Below are 18,712 nucleotides of genomic sequence, written 5' to 3'. Positions count from 1 at the left end.
TCACGGTTGCGGGTTTACGGTTGCGGCAATCAACTGACGCAGATCGGTGACGATCAGATCGGGTGATTGTTTGCTGCAGCGGTCATCGAATACCATTGGACTCAGCGAGCGCCGATCTCCGGCAAAAAGAGCTGCCTTGAACCCGGCAGCCATGGCCGGCAGAATGTCGTTTTTCAGGTCGTTGCCCACATACAGCACACGCGTGGCGGCAATCCCCATGTCGGAGAGGGCCGCTTTGGCGCGATTGAACATTACCGGCGATGGTTTGGCATGCCCCTCCCTCCATGAGAAAAAAAGCAGGCGCTGATCGAAGCCTTTTTTTTCAAGGCTTGCGCCAAGAAACCGCTCCAGGGTATCAATGGTGTAAAACTGAGCGTTGGAGATCAGACCCATCCTTATACCGCCGCTATTGCAGGCAGACACCAACTCCTTGAATCCAGGCATGGGGAAAACCGGATTGACCACCCATTCAAACTCAGCGGCAAATGCCTTTACCACGGACACGTCATCCATGCCGAGCACCTGCCGCCAGATCTGCACAATATCGACCTCGGGACAGTCGACCCCTTGGTTCCGCAGCATGCCATGCCAATGTTCGATGCGTTGGACCAAGGTATGCAGAAGCGGTTGTGCCGAAGGGTCCATATCGTAGCGTTTCAACAGCTCCTCAATGGCATCCATTCGCCCGGCCGGCCATGGATGGCGTCCGATCTCCCCGGCTGCGCTGATTAAAAGGGTGCCGTATACGTCAAAAAGCATTGCCGAAAAATGCTGCATGTTGGCCAGATCTGGGAGCACACCGGTGGGAATTGGTTTAAGGGGTTGAACCGGATGATTAAATAGGGCCTTTTTAACCGTCATAAGTACCCCATTTCAGCAAAGAGAATCGATCGAGATCGAAAAAAGCGGTGCACAGCGCGATTTTGTCGATGCGCTGGCATACCGGATGGCTGCGCACCTGATCGTAAATTTTCAGCAGACGGATGCGGTAGAGCGGCATGCCGTAGTGCTGCAGTGCGGCACGGCGGTTTTCTTCTATGATTGCCCCTGCTTCTGGATCCGGAAGCGCACCCGGGCAGGAGAGCCAGGGGTTCAGGGCGGTCAGTTGGTTTCTATCCGATGGCGCGGCGATCAGGTGCGTGAGAACCTGACGCTGATATTTTTCACTCAACATGCCGAAATCCACTATTTCTCCGCTGGTCATGCGGGCAAATGCACATCCTGCCATCTCTTCCGAGACCGGGTGCCCATAGGATCTAACCGCCCTTTGCACCGCTGCATGCCAGTCGCGCGAAAAGGCGGCCGCGTCGATCCACACAAGGGGGATATCCAGCCGATCATATAGGTGGTCCAGACGAATACCGCTTTTCTCGAAGTCCTCACAGATATGGTTCAGTCGACGGCCCCACAGCAGCTTGCCCGCTGTCCAGGGCTCGAGAAAGGAGAGCCCGAACCCTTCGGCGATGCTGGTGGTGACCACCGAACACGAACGTTGCAGGAGGCTGGTGAAGTCGGTATTTTTCCCGACCTCGAAATCGACGCAGAGGCGATTTCGGTTTACCCAATGGGTCCAGTCACGGTAGCTGGCGGCATCTGCTGGGCTGTTCGGCGGCTGGGTGATGGCCAGCCGCCGGTTTTCCTTGAAAAACATGGACAACAGGATGGCCTCGCCGAGATTCTTGCGCCGAATGGCGCGCACCGGGTAGAGAACCTGTCGTTGCCTAGCTTGGAAATCGTTGGCCGGCATACCCAAGACGGCATTGGGAATATGGTGCAGGCCAGCGCAATCCAGCCCCGACCCCAATAAAAACCCCGCATCACGGGCGTTGATAACGCCGTAATGACAATCTGCCGGATACGCCTCAGCACGAAAATAAAGATCGGGCCGCCCGTCCTCGGCAAAGTCGTGGATCTGCAGAAAAAGGTTGACCCCGGCCTGCTGCAGCAGTTTAATGACCTGAAGAAAATTTCTGTTTTTGGCCAGCGTGGGGTTGTGGACATGCAGGATATCGCATCCGCCCGGCCATGTTCCGGACAATGCCCTGAGCATGCGATCGGCTACCTGTTCCGCATCCGGAGGGGAGACACCCGGTTGGTCGTAACCCAGTCCTGAAATCTCAATTACGCTGCAGGGCAGCGCAGTGGACGCCCGGTCACCCGTCAAAACGAGGGTGTCACAAACGCCTTGAACAGCGCTGATCTGGCGTTTCAGGACAGAAGTAACCCCTCCCGTCTTGAGATGGTAGTGAACAAAAGCGATCTTCATGGTGCCTCCCCGGTGGAACCGATGCTCAGCATCCGCGTGAGGGAACACACAAGGCGTGTACCGTTATAGTTGATGAACAGCAGCTGTTTGTCAACCGCTGAGGGTCGTATCCGAAGGAGGCACGATGGAAAAACGCATCGGTTTCGTCGCCACCCGTTTCGCAGGCACCGACGGGGTGTCCCTGGAGGCCGCCAAATGGTCCCATATTTTAGAAAAAAACGGACACCACTGCTTCTGGTTTGCCGGTGAAATTGACCGTGATCCGCAGCGAAGCCTCAAGGTTCCTGAGGCTTTTTTCCAGCACGAAACCAACAAGGCGATTGATGCGGCGATCTTCGGCCGGAAACGGCGCAGCCCGGCAACCACCCAAGCCATTCATGATCTGCGGGTGAGCTTGAAAAAGCAGCTGTATGCATTCATCGACCGGTTCCGCATCGAGATGCTGGTCGCGCAGAACCTGCTGACCATCCCCATGCACCTGTCGCTGGGTCTGGCCATGACCGAAGTCATTGCCGAAACCCAGATTCCCACCGTGGCCCACCACCACGATTTTTACTGGGAGAGGCCCCGTTTTTCAGTCAACGCTGTGGGCGATTACCTTCGGATGGCCTTTCCACCCAATTTGCCCAACATCGAGCATGTGGTTATCAACTCGGCGGCCCAGGAAGAGCTGGCCCTGCGAACGGGTGTCTCGTCGGTGATCATCCCGAATGTACTGGACTTTGAAAACCCGCCACTATCCGACGAGAAGGATACCCGGACCTTTCGCAAAACCATGGGTTTGACTCCCGAAGACTTCCTGATTCTTCAACCGACGCGCATCGTTCAGCGCAAAGGGATCGAACACGCCATCGATCTGGTCCACGAACTTGGAAATCGGCATTTCAAACTCCTGATCTCCCACGAAGCCGGCGACGAGGGTTTCGAGTACGCCGAATGGCTTACCGAACACGCCCGGGATCGGGGCGTGGATCTTCGCCTGATCGCTACCCGTGTACCGGGTGACCCCAATCGGCCGACGCTGTGGGACCTGTATGCCCATGCCGATTTCATCACCTACCCCAGCCTTTACGAAGGTTTTGGAAACGCTTTCCTGGAGGCGGTTTATTTCCGGAAGCCGCTTCTCATCAACCGCTACGCGATCTTCGTGCGTGATATCGAACCCAAGGGATTCGATCTGATTGTCATGGATGGTTTCTTGACCAAGAAAAACGTCCAGAAAGTCAAAGAAGTGCTTGAACAGCCCGCACTTCGGGAACGGATGACGGACCACAACTATGCCGTTGCCTCCCGCCACTACTCATACGCCACGCTTGGGCGTCAATTGCACAACCTGATGGCCAACTTCTTCGGCGTCAATGGGTGTTCGATGTGATCCGCACCAACCAGGCGGTCTGGTAGGCAGACAAGGGAATCGATGCGGCATCCACAAGCTTGCCGCTGAGCATATCCATTGCCATCGACGCAGCTTGGACGTCCGGCAGGCCGATCCTCAGCGGGTCGCCGGAAAAGTTCGTCAGGGCAAACAGGGTCTGTTGGTCACAAAATCGTTTGACTGCGAATACCCGGTCGCTCAGGTGAAGAATCTGCGAGCCGGCAGCGGGATGGAATGCAGGCTGCCGGGCACGGATGCGCAGCATGTCCAGGTAGGGGTAAAAAATCCGCGATCTGAAGCTGCGTCTGTCGGACAGTTCCCTGCAGACGGCGTCGGCATCCAGTTTCTGGCGGTTGATTGTCCGTGCCCTCCCAGTCATCCGGACGCCTTCGGTCCAGTTGCGTGACCCCAGCAGGCTGTGGATATATACAGCCGGAACACCGGGAAGAGCCAGGGCCACTGCCTGTGAGGCCAGGAAGCGCGAGACATGAAATGGATCGTTCACCAGCATCGGATCTTTTAACGCGTCGAGATAGGTGATGTTCAGTTCATAGGGGCTGTTGGAACCATCCGAATTCCTCTTTTCGGAGACAAGTCCGCCGTTTTGACGAACCCGATCCGCCAGCCAGGCAATTCGGGCTTCAGGCAATAGCCCTTCCAACGGTCGAACGCCGATGCCGTCATGGGAGGCGGTAAAATTGAAAAAGGCCGATTGTTCCGAGGGGGCGGCTATTGCCTGCGCCCAATCGGAAAGCACGTGCGCCCGCCCGACGGCCAGTGAATAAAGCAACAGCGGCGGGAGGGTGAAATTATACACCATATGGGCCTCGTCGGTCCCATTGCCGAAATAGCTGATGTTTTCATGGTGGGGCAGGTTGGTTTCGGTTGTCAGAATTACACCGGGAGCCGTTGTTTCCAGAATTCGGCGGAACAACCGAACCATGTCGTGGGTCTGCGGCAGGTTGATGCAGGCGGTGCCGATCTGCTTCCACAGGTAGGCAATGGCGTCCAGCCGGATGATCCGTGCTCCCCGGGCTACGTAAAATAGCAATGTGCGCACCATGTTCTCCAGCACATCGAGGCTGTTGTAATTCAAATCGATCTGATCGGCGCTGAAGGTGGTCCATAGAAGCACCCGGTGTCCCGATTGCTTGGTGAAGGCAGTCAGCAGCGGCAGTGACCGGGGACGGGTCACACCCGACAGGTCCGTCGCCGGGTGGACTTCGATAGCCAGGTCCTCAAACCCCTTGAGAGCCGCCAGATAGCCAGAGAACCATCGACTTCGGGACGACACGTGATTGGCCACGAGATCGACCATCAGTTTGAAATCCCTGCTGAGGGCTTCAATATCCCTCCAGGTGCCCAGGTCTGAGCGTACTGCCTGGAAATCCGTGATCGAAAAGCCGTCGTCGGAAGAATAAGGGAAAAACGGCAGGATGTGAATGCCTGAAAAGACGCCCGCGAAGCGGTCTCTGGAAAATCGACGCAGCGTCTGCAGCGGCCGCTCTCCATTTCGTAAAAGCGCGTCACCATAACTGATCAAAATGGCATCTTTCCGGCTGTAAAGCGCTTCCTTGGCGGCCGGTGACTCGAGCGAAAAGTCACCGATCGCTGCTGATAGCCGCTTAAAGGCGTCAGCGCCCTTTTTACGACCATAAATTTTTTCAAGAATCGGTTTCATTCAGATAGGCGGTGGCTGTCGGCCGCTCCTCCCGGTAGGGGATTAAGCCGTTGACATCCGCGACCTTTTGATGTCTGTTTGCACAAACAGGTATGCTGAGCCGTTTGCCTCGGTTGCCAATTTATCATCTGTGCGCGCGGAGTGGCTATGTACATCCCTTTTGACAATGTACACAATATCGGATTCGTCTCCACCCGCTTCGCCGGGACCGACGGCGTCTCCCTTGAAACGGAAAAATGGGCCCGGGTGTTCGAAAAAGAAAGGTTTCATTGCTTCTATTTTGCCGGAGAACTGGACCGCGACCCGGCCCAGGCCTTTCTGGTTCCCAAAGCCCACTTCATGGATCCGGAAATCCGGACGATCTTCAATGCCGCTTTCGGTTCCACCGCCATCGGTTTGCGTGATCGTAAACTGACCAACCTGATTCATGAAATCAAGGAGCACCTCAAGGATCGGCTATACGATTTTATTGCCAAATTCAACATCGATCTGCTGGTGTCCGAGAATGCGCTGACCATCCCCCTCAACATCCCTTTAGGGCTGGCCATTACTGAAGTCATCGCCGAAGTCGGCCTGCCGACCATCGCGCACCATCATGATTTTTTCTGGGAACGCCATCAGTTCAAGACCAATTCGGTCTGGGATTATATCAACATGGCATTTCCCCCTCACCTGCCGCCCATCCGCCACGTGGTCATCAGTTCATCGGCAGACAACCAGCTCTCCCTCAGGACCGGCATTTCCGCCACCATCATTCCCAACGTGATGGACTTCAAGAATCCGCCGCCGCCGCCCGATGACTACGCCGGCGACGTCCGGCAGGCGCTGGGGCTTGATCCGGATGAACGCCTGATTCTCCAGCCCACCCGGGTGGTCAAACGCAAGGGCATCGAAAACGCCATCGAACTGGTCAGCCAGCTGGGAATCAAAGCCCGCCTGGTCATCTCCCATGCTTCCGGAGACGAGGGACACGACTATGAACAACGTATCATCGACTACTCCCGGCGGATGCAGGTCAATACCCTCTTCGTCTCGGACATCATCCATGACCGCCGCGGGACGACTGCGGACGGTCGCAAAATTTACACCCTTAACGACATCTACCACCACGCCGATTTCATCACCTATCCTTCCACGGTCGAAGGGTTCGGCAACGCCTTCCTGGAAGCGGTCTATTTTCGCAAACCGATCCTGGTCAACTGCTACTCGATTTACACCTTCGATATCAAACCCAAAGGGTTCAGAGCAGTTGAAATCGACGGGTATGTGACCAGCGAAGCGGTCGATCACACCCGTCAACTGCTCCAGGATGAAAAAATACGCAGTAAAATGGTAGAAACGAACTATGCTTTAGGCAGGCAGTTCTATTCCTACGAAGTGCTCCACGACAAGTTGATGAACCTGATGGTGTAGGTGTTTACTATTCAAGGGCTTCCCACATGTTTTGCGGCGCATCCACCTTCAGGGAGTGGGGCTGGATGGTGATGGTCTGGGCGTCGGCAAGGTAGCCGTCGAGGATCTTTTCAGCCTGAGCGATCAGCGCATCGATTTTCATCCCGGACAGGCTGTCTACTAGTTTCAGGTCATCGTCGGCCTGCTGATATAGATAACTGAGGCGGTCGCAGGCGATACGGTAATAGCTTATCTTTTGTGTGTATCGGTCGATGTATGCCTGGATTTCAGCCATCAGCATCAGATCGTAATAAATCCGCGGGTTCTTCAAAGCTTTCGCGGCAAGCTTGATACCCTGCTCCTGTGACGTTTTCCGTGCTTCCGTTTTGAGCTCTTCCAACCTTGCCGCCAGGGCATCGCGGGTTTGGGCAGCATCCGTTTTGCGCTGGGCCATCTGGCTGTTGAGCAAAGAGATTTCCGCCATGGTCCGCCGCAATTGATCTCCGATTGCCTTGGCGGTCGCCGAGACTGGCAAGACCGTCAAAGCCAGGACGACGGTCAGTAAAAGGGCTCGTTGAATGATCGTCGGTCTCTTCACGGTTTATTTCCTGGTGGTGTTTTGCCCGCGGTGCAGATCTTCAGAAAGAAAAAGCCGGGTGTTGGGGTTTTCCCAGTGGGCCATCTGTTTGACATTGACCAGTTCGATCTGATCTCCCTGCCATTCGGACAAGATCGCCACGACCCGGGGCGAAAGACGGGAAAGGCCGTTCAGAGACAGTTTTTTGCCTTTCCATCGCGACAGTTGCATGGCCGCATCCGCCGACAGCTCCTTGAGTCCATTCAAACCCAGCCAGTCCCCCTCCCAGGCGGCCAGCTGCCGGGCTGCATCCGCTGGAAGCTGGGTCAGCGCATTGAGAAACAGATCCTTGCCTTTCCATTGGGCCAGACAGCCGGCAGCCTCCGGGGAGAGTTCGGTCAGGTTGTGTTTCTGGGAGAAATCGCCTGCACAGATGTTTTTCCAGATGGCCACATCCTCTGCCGAACGGACGGGCAGCGCTTTTCCACCACGGTGCGGTGGTTCCTGAAGCCGTTTCACAATCTGCTGCCAGATGGATTCAAGTTCCAACGGCGATGACGGAACTGCGTCGATATCCAGTTGAGCGAGCACCCTGCCGTGCATGGCGCTGATCTCATCGACCTGTTTGAGGAAGCCATCGATGTCGAGATCACTGGTTTTGCCGACCATCAGGGCCAGCATTTCTGATTTGCGGGCGTAAAACAGCAGCGATTCACTGCTCCACAATAGGTCATTTAACGGATTGGCCAGTTTTGTGATGTAGTTGTCACGCCGTTGGATCGCCGAGAGTCCCAGGCTGATGAGCGGATGGTCCATCGCGGCGCCAAAGGCGACTTCGCTGGGGCTCGTTTTGTGCAGGATTTCGACGATCCCCGCGATTTCAGCATCGATTCCTGCCTGGTAATAGGCCCGCAATGCCTGGATCTCAGTTTGCTTTTCGAGCAGTGTACCACGCAACCGGTGCAGTTTTTCTGCAGCCGTTTTCAATTGCGCGTGATCGGATGGAGGCAAGTCGACGGTGATCGGTCCGTTGGGTTGCGCAGGCGGCGGGATTGCAGCCACCCCATCCGGACGAGGCATATCGGCAGTCGATAAGGGTGCTTTGGAAATAACATCATTTTTAAGCCTCCATTGAACATAACCTGCCAAAGCAAGCAGCCCGATGGCAACGGCCAAAGCAATGAAGGCTTTCTTGCGCGTACCGCCGACAGATGTCGTGGCTTTTTCTACGGTTTCGGCCTCGGGGCGGACATTTTTTATTGCCGTCGGTCCGCTGTTCACGTCGGCTGTCGAAGGCAGGGTCGGGTATCCTGGCGATGGATTTTCTTCGGACGTTGCCGGTTCACCGCTTTGGAGGGCAGACGGCGGGGATGGAAAATCGGCATCCGTTGCCGACACCGAGACGGGTTCATTACTGGATGTGATCGCATCTAAAATCAGATTTATGTCATCGGAAACATCCTGTGCTTCCGCTTCCGCAACGCTTTGGTCTCGGATGACGTCGGTTGGATGGTTTTCCTGCTCGTTTGCACCGACAGCGGTTGAATCGGATTCCGATATTTCTGATGATGGTTTTTCCGGCGCTTTGGCTCCAATCTGGGCCATGATGCTTTCAAAGGCCTTTTGCTGATCCGCATCCAACCCTTGGTCCGATTCATTGCCGGTTCCATCCATTGGGCCGCCGGCCTCGGCGGCAGCGGCTTCGTTGACCACCATTTCCAATTCTGCAGAAAAGTCATCCGATGGTGGTTCGGTATCGGCATCCGCACCGCCGCCTTCGATCTGGGTCATGATGTTTTCAAAGGCCTTTTGCTGATCCGCATCCAGCCCTTGGTCCGATTCATTGCCGGTTTCATCCATTGGGCCGCCGGCCTCGGCGGCAGCGGCTTCGTTGACCACCATTTCCAATTCCGCAGAAAAGTCATCCGATGGTGCTTCGGTATCGGCATCCGCACCGCCGCCTTCGATCTGGGCCATGATGCTTTCAAAGGCCTTTTGCTGCTCAGCGTCCAGGCTTTCGTCGTCGTTTGCGGTGGTGGTCGTTTCCATCCTGGCGGCAGCATGAATAACGGGTTCTGCGTGCGTCGGGCTTTGATCGGTATCGATGATCCGATTTTCCGAGTCCGACTCTTTGGTTTTACCTTTCATGCGCCACAACTCATGGTAATCGTATCGATCATAAAAACCAGCTGGACTGTATGCATCTGGTCCGGCCTGAAAATTCGCTCGGCAGAAGCTTGGTGTCTCGTTTTCAGTTATGATATCGACGATATGTCCAGCGGACTTGAGGATTTTATCTGTTTTCGGGAAATTTGGGATATGCTTAGGCCCAAAATGGATGACCTGTATCCCGAAAGTTGGGTTTGACGGATCGTTTCACAATCCTTTGAAACAGGCCCTACCCGGAGATAACTAAATAAATTTCTTGATCATTTTTTTTACTCAGCGTATATTTTCAGGCCATTGTCAACGACTTTACGGACTGTCGTGAAATTGGGAGGAACTGCATTAAGGAGAGCACAGGCATGGAAAAAACCATTATCAAGGGAACCGGCCGCTACTTACCCCCCCGCCTGGTTACCAATGACACATTGACCCAGTGGATGGACACATCCAGTGACTGGATTCTTCAGCGCACCGGCATTGAACAGCGTTATTGGGTTCCCGAGCAGGGCGGCGTCGGTTCATCCGATCTTGGATTTGAAGCCGCAAAGATCGCTATGGAACGGTCCGGGTGGAAAGCGGATGATATTGATCTGATCATTTTTGCCACTTTGAGTCCGGATCTATTTTTCCCGGGGTCCGGTTGTCTGCTGGCGCACAAACTTGGCCTCACATCCACTCCGGCACTGGACATCCGCCAGCAGTGCACCGGCTTTCTATATGGCATGACCACCGCTGACGCCTATATTCGCAGTGGTCTGGCCAAGCGTATACTCCTGGTAGGTGCCGAGGTGCACAGTACCGGCCTTGATATTTCGACCAGAGGCCGGGACGTGGCGGTCATATTCGGAGATGGTGCTGCCGCGGTTTGCCTGGAGCGAATGGAAACGGATGACAAGGCCGGCATTCTTGCCGCCTGCATGCATGCCGATGGTTCCCTCGCCGAAAGTCTCATGACCTTTGCACCGGCATCCCGGGAAAACCCGCGACTGGATGCAAAGATGCTTGCTGAGGGCAGACATTTTCCCACCATGGACGGAAAAAATATCTTTAAAAATGCCGTCCGGCGGCTTCCCGAGGTAGCCGGAGAGGTCCTGAAAAAGACTGGCATGCCTTTGGAAGCGGTGGATCTGTTTATCCCCCATCAGGCCAATTTGCGGATCAACCAGGCGTTTGCCAAGGCCATGGACATTCCGGAATCAAAAATTTACAACAATATACAGCGCTATGGAAACACCACCGCGGCCAGCATTCCCCTGGCCCTGGACGAGGCGATAGAAAAGGGTGTCGTGGGAGCAGGCAGCACCGTCATGTTTCTGGGGCTGGGCGCCGGGGTGACCTGGGGAGCAGTGCTGTATCGATTTGGGGTATGAAAGGCATCGGTTCAGTGGGGGCTGTTTTACCCTTCGTCCCGGGAATCATGAAAAATGGCCTTGGATTCCAGTGCCGAGTAGGACCGAGAGCAGGAGATGCTGTTGGCGAGCACCGTGCGGATTTTGTCCAGCGGAAGGCAGTTTTCCATGCAACCGGGAAAAAGGGGTCGGTCGACACATTCCCGGCAGGGGCTTTTCACCAGATAGCCGATATCAAAGTCAAAGCGATGTCTGTAATTATTTGACATGTTTGTCAACCGAATGCTCAAGTATTCCATTGGCCGGCAGTGCCTATGTTGGGTCGGCCGAGCCGTGCGTTGCTGCTTGCCATATTGGTAGTTAACGCTTAACATAACCCGGCATTGCGCACAAGGCTAAACCGGGTGGGTGACGGTCTCGACAAATCTGCCGGGTCGGATTTGCGCTGCCGACCAATTTCCCGCAAAACCCCCATCTGACAGGTGGCAGACAAATGAAACGTTCGTTGGGCCTGAGGTCCTTTTTGTTGCGTACATTCTTGCAGACGCTTTTTTTTTCAATGCTTTTGTTTGCCATCGTTGGCTGTTTTTATTGGCGATCCCAGGATTTGGGAGCACCCCTGAATCTCAGAGCGTATGCGTCGTTGTTCGTCTTTTTTATTTTTTACGGTATTTTACAGTGGATGTTCTTAAAAAACAGCCTTTCCAGGTTAGCGGGCAGCCAATCCCCGGCCATACCCGCCGGAAAGTCAACGCCGGCCCCTGCGCAGATGCGGGAAAACGAAGTGGACCGGACCAAACGCAAAAATCATGAAAAACGCCTCTTTATGCATCTTATTTGTGTGCTCCAGCGCGAGGGTCGGCTGATGGACTTCCTTCAGGAGGACCTTTCAGGATATGAGGATGGTCAGGTCGGAGCCGCGGCGCGCAGTATCCATGAAAATTGCAGAAAAATTCTGAAGCGCTATCTTACTCCGGAACCGGTCATGAAGCAGACCGAGGGGGAGTGCGTCGAGGTTGCCGCCGGATTCGACCCGCATGCGCTCAAACTGGTGGGCAACGTGGTGGGTCAACCGCCCTTTAAGGGCATCTTGCGCCACCGGGGATGGAAAATGAAGACCCTTGTCATGCCGAAACTGTCGGAAGCGCAAAATCCGGACATCATCGCGCCCGCAGAGATCGAAATCCAATAACCGCGCTTCAATCCGCAGCCACGCGCCAGCCCCATCCGGCACCTTACCTCGGCTGATTTTGGGTGTCGGACAGCTGGACTGAACCAATCGCCAGGGTTCAACCCCAAGGAGTCGTTCTTGATTTCAGATAGTCGCTTTGTCGTCGGGATTGATCTGGGGACCACCAACTGTTCGGTCTCGTACGTGGACTTAGATGCGTTGGAGAATGGACCTGCGGTTATCCGAAAGTTCCCGATTCATCAACTGACCGGTCCCGGTGAATTTACTCCCCTTTCCGTTCTGCCCTCCTTTTTATACATTCCCGGACAATATGATATCACCCCTCAGGATATGAACGCGCCGTGGACCATCGATCAACGCAGTCGGGATGATCGGAACTTTGTGGGCGCATTTGCCCGTGACCATGGCGCCAAGATTCCGGCGCGGCTGGTTTCTTCTGCAAAAAGCTGGCTTTGCAGCAAACGTGCGGACACCCGGGCCAGAATCCTGCCCTGGGGTGCCGGGGAGGACGTGTTCAAAGTGTCGCCCGTCAGCGCGTCGGCCGCCTTTCTCAAACACATTCGCAAGGCGTGGAATGTGGCCATGCCGGAGGAAGACCTTTATCTGGAAAACCAGATGGTCATCGTGACCATTCCGGCTTCCTTTGACGAGATAGCCAGGGACCTGACCCTGGAGGCCGCCCGCTTGGCCGGCCTTGTCCGCGTCATTCTGCTTGAAGAACCGCTGGCGGCGTTTTACAGCTGGCTGATCCGGCACGAAAAGGACTGGCCCGATCAAGTGGCCGCCAACCAACTGATCCTGGTTTGTGACGTGGGCGGCGGCACCACGGATTTCACCCTGATCTCCCTGCGGGAGGTTGACGGCAGCCCCCGTTTCGAGCGAATTGCCGTGGGTGATCACCTGATCCTTGGCGGCGATAACATGGACTTTGCCATCGCTCGCAGGGTTGCCCGCCGACTGGGTAAATCTCCCGATACCATGGGCAGGGATGCCTGGAAAACCCTCTGCCACCAGTGCCGTCAGATCAAAGAGAACATTCTGGATGGGATTGCCGACAGCGGCCGGATCACCCTGACGGGCACGGGTTCGAGTCTGATTGCCGGAACCGTGACCACACAGATCAACCGTCAGGAAATTGAAACCATCGTCCTGGAACAATTTTTTCCGCTATCCGGTTCCTGTGCGCAGACAGAAATATCGGACGGAAACGCATCCTGGGGGCTTCCCTATGAAACAAACACCGCCATCACCGGACATTTAGCCCGCTTTCTGGAACGTCATCAGGCGGACGTCAAAGCAGCCATCGGTGCCTTTAACCCCTGCCCCGACCTGATCCTTTTCAACGGAGGCGCATTGAAGGCACCCGTTCTCAGGGATCGCATCAGGGAGGCGGTGGGCCGTCTTTTTACCTGTGACCAGGTTCCCATGGCCCTTGAAAACAGCGAGATGGACCTTGCCGTTTCCCTGGGCGCCGCCTATTATGGAATGGTCAAGTCCGGCATCGGCGTCCGCGTGGGCAGTGGAAGCCCGCGCAGTTTTTATATTGGCATAGCAGCGGACGACAGCCATGGCAATGGTGGTGGGAAGCAGGCTGTGTGCCTTGTGGAGCGTGGATTGGAGGAAGGCAGCGCCATCACGCTTCCCGACCGGGTGTTCAAGGTTGTGGCCAACCAGCCGGTGGCAATCGATCTGTTCAGCTCCAGTTTTCGATCGGGCGATCGCAGCGGCGATATCCTTGCCGTGGATGAAACCCTGACGTCACTGCCGTCGTTGAAAACCGTCATCCAGTTCGGAGACAAGGGCATACAATCCGAAATACCCGTTCGACTGGAGGCCAGTTATACGGAAGCGGGTACCCTTGAGATCTGGTGTCGGTCTCTGAACACACCGCATCGCTGGCAACTGCGATTTCAGCTGCGGGGGCCTGATCCATCTGATGAAGTCGTCGAAGGAGAAATATTCGAAGCATCTCTGGTCGAACAGGCCCAAAAAATGATTTTATCGGCTTTTTCAGCCGGACGTGACAAATCAAAGCTGCCCCGGCTGATGTCGGACATCGCCGCAGTCCTTGATTGTCCCCGGGAGCGGTGGCCGCTTGGGTTGATGCGGGATCTGTCCGATACCCTGATCGCGGATCTGCCTGCAAGAAACGCATCCGGCGAAGCCGAAAGCCGCTGGATGAACCTGCTTGGGTTTTGCCTGAGGCCAGGCATGGGTGATGGGTTTGATCCCCATCGCATCAAAAAACTATGGAAAATCTACAAAAAAGGGCCGATTCAAGCCAATGCCCAACAGGTTCGCGTCGAATGGTGGATCATGTGGCGGCGGGTGGCCGCCGGCCTCAACCCCGGCCAGCAGCGCCAGTTTTTCCAGGACATTCTACCCGCGCTGACAATCAAAAAAGGATCACGTATTCCCCGCCAGGAATTGACCGAAATGTGGATGGCCACAGCCAACATGGAAAAATTGCAAATCAAAGACAAAATTACCCTGGGAAGGGAGTTGCTCAACCAACTCACAGCAAGGAAACCACCACCTCAACTGCTGTGGGCCCTGTCCCGAATCGGCGCCCGCGAACTGCTCTACGGCTCCATCGACCGCGTAATACCGCCTTTTGAAGTAACCGGCTGGGTTGAGACGCTTCTTGCCCGGATTTGGAAAAATCCGAAACCGGTTGTCGACATGTTGTCGCAACTCTGCCGGAAAACCGGCGATCCGCTGCGCGATGTGCCTCCTGAGACCTGTGATACGGTTCTCGAATGGATCCATTCAGCGGGCGATTTTCCCGAATCCGTGATGCGCATCACCCGGCCATCGCCCCGCCGGCAAAGTGAAAAAAATGCCATTTTCGGTGAAAACCTGCCTGCCGGACTGATCCTGGAGGAGGATAAGCGCGCACGCCAGTAATTTCTTGCAGTCGAAAGGAGCCCAACCGTGACCCGTGACAAAATTAACGGCCGACGACTGGTAGGGCTTTTTTTGCTGGGCGTACTGCTGTTCAACTTCCCTTTGATTCAACTGTTTAACCGACCTGGCCTGGTCTGGGGCATTCCCGTTTTATATCTATACCTCTTTTCCGGTTGGTCGCTGATCATTTTTCTGATGCTGACAATCAGCCGCTCCAGGCCGGAACCGCCCATTGCGAACCAAAGCGATTAGAGGATCGCCCAATGCTGGCAACGGAAACCGTCATCTTCGTCTCCCTGTGCTACATTGGTGTGTTGTTTGCCATCGCCTATTATGGTGACAAACGCGCCGACATTGGCAGAAGCATTATCAGCAACCCCTATATCTACGCCCTTTCGCTGGCGGTATACTGCACCGCATGGACGTTCTACGGCAGTGTAGGCCGCGCCGCCTCGGCAGGACCGGCCTTTCTTACCATTTATCTGGGCCCCACCCTGATGGCCACGCTGGGCTGGCTCGTATTAAAAAAAATCGTCCGCATTTCAAAAATCCACCGAATTACTTCGATTGCCGATTTCATCGGCTCCCGTTACGGCAAGAGCATGACGCTGGGGGGCGTCGTCACGGTCATCGCCGTGCTGGGCGTCATTCCTTACATCTCGCTCCAACTCAAAGCCATTTCCACCAGTTTTCTTTTGATTCAAAGATACCCGTCCCTCGAACCGCTGTCCCACATCAGCAGCATCGGAATCTGGAACGACACCACGTTTTACGTGGCTCTTTTTCTGGCGGTCTTCGCCACGCTTTTCGGCACCCGCAATCTTGAAGCCACCGAACGCCACGAAGGCCTCGTTGCGGCCATTGCCTTTGAATCCATCGTTAAACTGGTGGCGTTTTTAGCAGTAGGGATATTCGTCACTTTTTTTATATACAATGGTTTTGCCGATCTCGGCCACAAAGCCATGACATCCCCCGATCTCCGCCTTCTGATGACCCTGCCCACCGATGCCGGCGCTTTCTCCAGTTGGTTTGCCCACATTTTCCTCTCCATGATGGCCATCGTTTTCCTTCCGCGCCAGTTTCAGGTCATGGTGGTTGAAAATGTCAACGAAGCCCACCTGAACAAGGCGATCTGGCTTTTCCCCCTTTACCTGCTGGCGATTAACATATTCGTCCTGCCGGTCGCTTTTGCCGGTATGCTCGCCTTCGGCGCCAGCGGCCTTGATGCAGACATGTTCGTGTTGATCCTTCCCATGGCCGACAAACAGGCCTTGTTGACGCTGCTGGTCTTTATCGGTGGCATGTCGGCGGCCACCGGCATGGTCATCGTCGAAACCGTAGCCCTTTCCACCATGATCTGCAACGATCTGGTGATGCCCATGCTGCTGCACCTGCCATCGCTGAAACTGGCCCAGCGCGAAGATTTGAGCAACATTCTGCTCTCCATCCGACGGTTGGGCATCGTGCTGGTGCTGCTGATGGGCTACACCTATTTTCACTTCGCCGGAGAATATTACACCCTGGTTTCAACTGGTTTGGTCTCATTCACCGCCGTGGCCCAGTTTGCGCCTGCGCTGCTGATCGGGATATTCTGGAAAGACGGCACCCGCACCGGCGCCCTGCTGGGGTTGGTGGCCGGTTTTTTGGTTTGGTGTTATACGCTTTTTTTGCCCTCCCTTGCCGCAGCAGGACTGATACCTCAGGATTTTCTGGCACACGGACCCTTTGGCATTGCCTTTTTAAAGCCCTTTGAACTGTTTGGCCTGGATGGTTTCGACAGCATCACGCATGCGGTATTCTGGAGCATGCTGGCCAACGTGGGGTGTTATGTGGCCGGGTCCTTGTTCAGCAGGCCTTCGGTCATGGAACATACCCAGGCGGCCATGTTTGTGAATGTATACAATTACGTGGGCCGGGTCCATGACTCTTCGGTCTGGCGCGGCACCGCCTACCTGCCGGACCTGGTGTCCATGCTGGAGCGATTTCTGGGCAGAGAGCGCACGGAAGCGGCGCTGAACCATTATGCCATGGCCTATGGCATCAACCGCGACCAGTCCCTTACCCGGGATCCCGGACTGGTCAACCACATTGAAAAGCTGCTGGCCGGTGCCATCGGATCAGCATCGGCACGGGTCATGGTCGCTTCGGTGGTCAAGGAAGAACCCTTGGGTATCGAAGAGGTAATGGATATTCTGAATGAAACCCGTCAGGCCATTGTGTACAGCCACGAACTGGAACGGGCTTCGGCGGAACTGCGGGCGGCCAATCAGCGTCTTCAGGAACTGGATCGGTTGAAGGACGAATTCATATCCACGGTGTCCCATGAACTTCGAACCCCGCTGACGGCCATCCGTTCCCTTGCGGAAATCCTGCACGACTACCCGGAAACAACCCCCGAGCGCCAACGGGAGTTTGCCGGCATTATCATCCGAGAGACTCAGCGGCTCACCCGGCTCATCACCCAGGTGCTCGATTTCCAGAAGTTGGAATCGGGTCGCATGCGCTGGACGATCACCCTTTTTGATTTGAAGGATGTGGTGGAAGAGGCGGTAAGCGCCACCGGCCAGTTGGTGGCCGAAAAGCAAATCCGAATGCAGGTCTTGCTGCCGGACGGGTCAGTACCCGTGGAGGGGGATCGCGACCAGTTGATTCAAGCCATGGTGAACCTGATTTCCAATGCCGTAAAATTCTGCGACCCGAACCAGGGACAAATTGATATCCAGCTGGAATATGCTACCGATCAGCTGATGGTTTCGGTTTCGGATAACGGCATCGGCATAAGCGAAGCCGACCAAAAACATATATTTGACAAATTCCAGCAGGTTGTCGATCCGTCACGGGGACGCCCAGCCGGCACCGGCTTAGGGCTCTCCATCACCCGTCAAATAATCCGACACCACCACGGCGAACTGAAGGTCAGGAGCACATTGGGAAAGGGGGCCACTTTCTATTTTACCCTGCCCTGGAAGGGCGCCACGGCCACCGCGTAGAAAATGACCGCTGGTGGGTTTATTGTTTTTCCCGGCTGGCTTTGTTGATCGTCAACCGGTGGCGATGCCAGACGGTTGTCTGCGTGGGTGCAGTGGTGCGCAGGCTGCAGCGGTACTGTCGACATACCGGGCATTCGGGCGATTGGCAGGGATCCATGTGAACCAGGACCCCCGCATGGCCTTTGAAGTGATGGATGAGCAGTTGTTCCAAATGTTTTGCCTCGTTATGGGCATCGTCGAGCAGATAGTCCCGGGGCAACACGAGATGCAGGTCGATGTGAACGAAATTGCCGGAGCGCCACGACCGCAGCTGATGGATATCGATCCAAACCGGTTTGCGGTGGTTTTCGAGCAGCCGGGATATCTCGTCCAGAAGTTGGGGGTCGGATGCATCCATCAACGCTGAAAAACTCTGCCTGACCAACCGGGTTCCCGTCAGCAGAATGTTGCCACCGACCAGACAGGCCACCGCCCCGTCCAGCCAGAGCCAGCCGGTAAAGTAAACCAGGAAGAGGCCGGCAACCACCCCCGCAGATGTGTATACATCGGTGAGCACATGTTTGCCATCGGCGATAAGGGTCATGGATTGAACCCTTTTACCGACCCTTACCAACCCGATGCCAAGCAGCAGGTTGATCGCGGAGGCCCCTACAAGAATGGGTATTTCGCCATGCCCACCTTCATGCGCGAGTGGATCAGCGACCGGAAAGTCTGCGAAAGCACGACCGGCAAGCCGCCCTCGACGAGGGAGTCATGCCGCTTGTCGGTCCCCGGGGGTGCGAGGTTCGCATCGTAGGGGACGATCGGATTGACGCAG

General features: G+C 55.5%; 14 protein-coding genes. 7 read left to right on the top strand and 7 right to left on the bottom strand.

What is annotated here, in order from left to right; genetic code table 11:
* On the bottom strand, window positions 1-861 hold the full coding sequence (locus R6V78_RS14675; RefSeq protein ID WP_410290121.1) for an HAD family hydrolase: 861 nt from the start codon (window positions 859-861) through the stop codon (window positions 1-3).
* Window positions 851-2,266 carry a hypothetical protein gene (locus tag R6V78_RS14670; RefSeq protein ID WP_410290120.1) on the bottom strand — a complete coding sequence of 472 codons (1,416 nt, stop codon included), beginning with the start codon at window positions 2,264-2,266 and terminating at the stop codon, window positions 851-853. The genes R6V78_RS14675 and R6V78_RS14670 overlap by 11 nt, the downstream gene beginning before the upstream one ends.
* A 124-nt stretch (window positions 2,267-2,390) precedes the next feature.
* On the opposite strand from R6V78_RS14670, the gene R6V78_RS14665 reads away from it, so the two are divergent.
* Window positions 2,391-3,641 carry a glycosyltransferase gene (locus R6V78_RS14665; RefSeq protein ID WP_410290119.1) on the top strand — a complete coding sequence of 417 codons (1,251 nt, stop codon included), beginning with the start codon at window positions 2,391-2,393 and terminating at the stop codon, window positions 3,639-3,641.
* On the opposite strand, the gene R6V78_RS14660 is transcribed toward R6V78_RS14665, so the two are convergent.
* Window positions 3,622-5,322, bottom strand: coding sequence for a sugar phosphorylase (locus tag R6V78_RS14660; protein ID WP_410290118.1), 1,701 nt, complete (start codon window positions 5,320-5,322; stop codon window positions 3,622-3,624). The two genes, R6V78_RS14665 and R6V78_RS14660, sit on opposite strands and share 20 nt — an antisense overlap.
* Before the next feature lie 147 nt (window positions 5,323-5,469).
* On the opposite strand from R6V78_RS14660, the gene R6V78_RS14655 reads away from it, so the two are divergent.
* Entirely contained in the window at window positions 5,470-6,735 is a 1,266-nt protein-coding gene (locus R6V78_RS14655; protein WP_410290117.1) for a glycosyltransferase, read from the top strand.
* 7 nt (window positions 6,736-6,742) lie between these two features.
* On the opposite strand, the gene R6V78_RS14650 is transcribed toward R6V78_RS14655, so the two are convergent.
* Complete coding sequence (locus R6V78_RS14650) at window positions 6,743-7,312, bottom strand: hypothetical protein (RefSeq protein ID WP_410290116.1); 570 nt, start codon at window positions 7,310-7,312, stop codon at window positions 6,743-6,745.
* 3 nt (window positions 7,313-7,315) lie between these two features.
* Window positions 7,316-9,439, bottom strand: coding sequence for a hypothetical protein (locus tag R6V78_RS14645; protein WP_410290115.1), 2,124 nt, complete (start codon window positions 9,437-9,439; stop codon window positions 7,316-7,318).
* Window positions 9,440-9,816: 377 nt separating this feature from the next.
* Here R6V78_RS14645 and R6V78_RS14640 point away from each other — a divergent pair, with 377 nt between their 5' ends.
* Window positions 9,817-10,827 (top strand): 3-oxoacyl-ACP synthase III family protein, encoded by a 1,011-nt coding sequence (locus R6V78_RS14640; protein WP_410290114.1) that lies wholly within the window; start codon window positions 9,817-9,819, stop codon window positions 10,825-10,827.
* Window positions 10,828-10,853: 26 nt separating this feature from the next.
* Here R6V78_RS14640 and R6V78_RS14635 read toward each other — a convergent pair whose 3' ends face one another.
* Complete coding sequence (locus tag R6V78_RS14635; RefSeq protein ID WP_410290113.1) at window positions 10,854-11,075, bottom strand: hypothetical protein; 222 nt, start codon at window positions 11,073-11,075, stop codon at window positions 10,854-10,856.
* A 515-nt stretch (window positions 11,076-11,590) separates the two neighbouring features.
* Between R6V78_RS14635 and R6V78_RS14630 the strand changes: the two genes are divergently transcribed.
* The 4 genes from R6V78_RS14630 to R6V78_RS14615 all read left to right on the top strand — a co-directional run bounded on the left by R6V78_RS14630 (window position 11,591) and on the right by R6V78_RS14615 (window position 17,895).
* Window positions 11,591-11,998 carry a DUF2760 domain-containing protein gene (locus tag R6V78_RS14630; protein WP_410290112.1) on the top strand — a complete coding sequence of 136 codons (408 nt, stop codon included), beginning with the start codon at window positions 11,591-11,593 and terminating at the stop codon, window positions 11,996-11,998.
* Window positions 11,999-12,115: 117 nt separating this feature from the next.
* Window positions 12,116-14,905 (top strand): Hsp70 family protein, encoded by a 2,790-nt coding sequence (locus tag R6V78_RS14625; protein ID WP_410290111.1) that lies wholly within the window; start codon window positions 12,116-12,118, stop codon window positions 14,903-14,905.
* A 27-nt stretch (window positions 14,906-14,932) separates the two neighbouring features.
* Window positions 14,933-15,157: a hypothetical protein gene (locus R6V78_RS14620; RefSeq protein WP_410290110.1), complete on the top strand. Its 225-nt coding sequence runs from the start codon at window positions 14,933-14,935 to the stop codon at window positions 15,155-15,157.
* Between the two features lie 11 nt (window positions 15,158-15,168).
* Complete coding sequence (locus R6V78_RS14615; RefSeq protein WP_410290109.1) at window positions 15,169-17,895, top strand: ATP-binding protein; 2,727 nt, start codon at window positions 15,169-15,171, stop codon at window positions 17,893-17,895.
* 19 nt (window positions 17,896-17,914) lie between these two features.
* Here the strand turns inward: R6V78_RS14615 and R6V78_RS14610 are convergent, their stop codons facing one another.
* Window positions 17,915-18,553, bottom strand: a complete 639-nt coding sequence (locus tag R6V78_RS14610; RefSeq protein WP_410290155.1) for a cation diffusion facilitator family transporter — start codon at window positions 18,551-18,553, stop codon at window positions 17,915-17,917.
* Window positions 18,554-18,712 lie beyond the last annotated feature (159 nt).

This window comes from Desulfosarcina sp. (genome assembly GCF_046496365.1).
Classification (GTDB): Bacteria; Desulfobacterota; Desulfobacteria; order Desulfobacterales; family Desulfosarcinaceae; genus Desulfosarcina.
The sequence above is the reverse complement of the archived record's forward strand: the minus strand, read 5'-3'. Positions and strand labels throughout refer to the sequence as shown.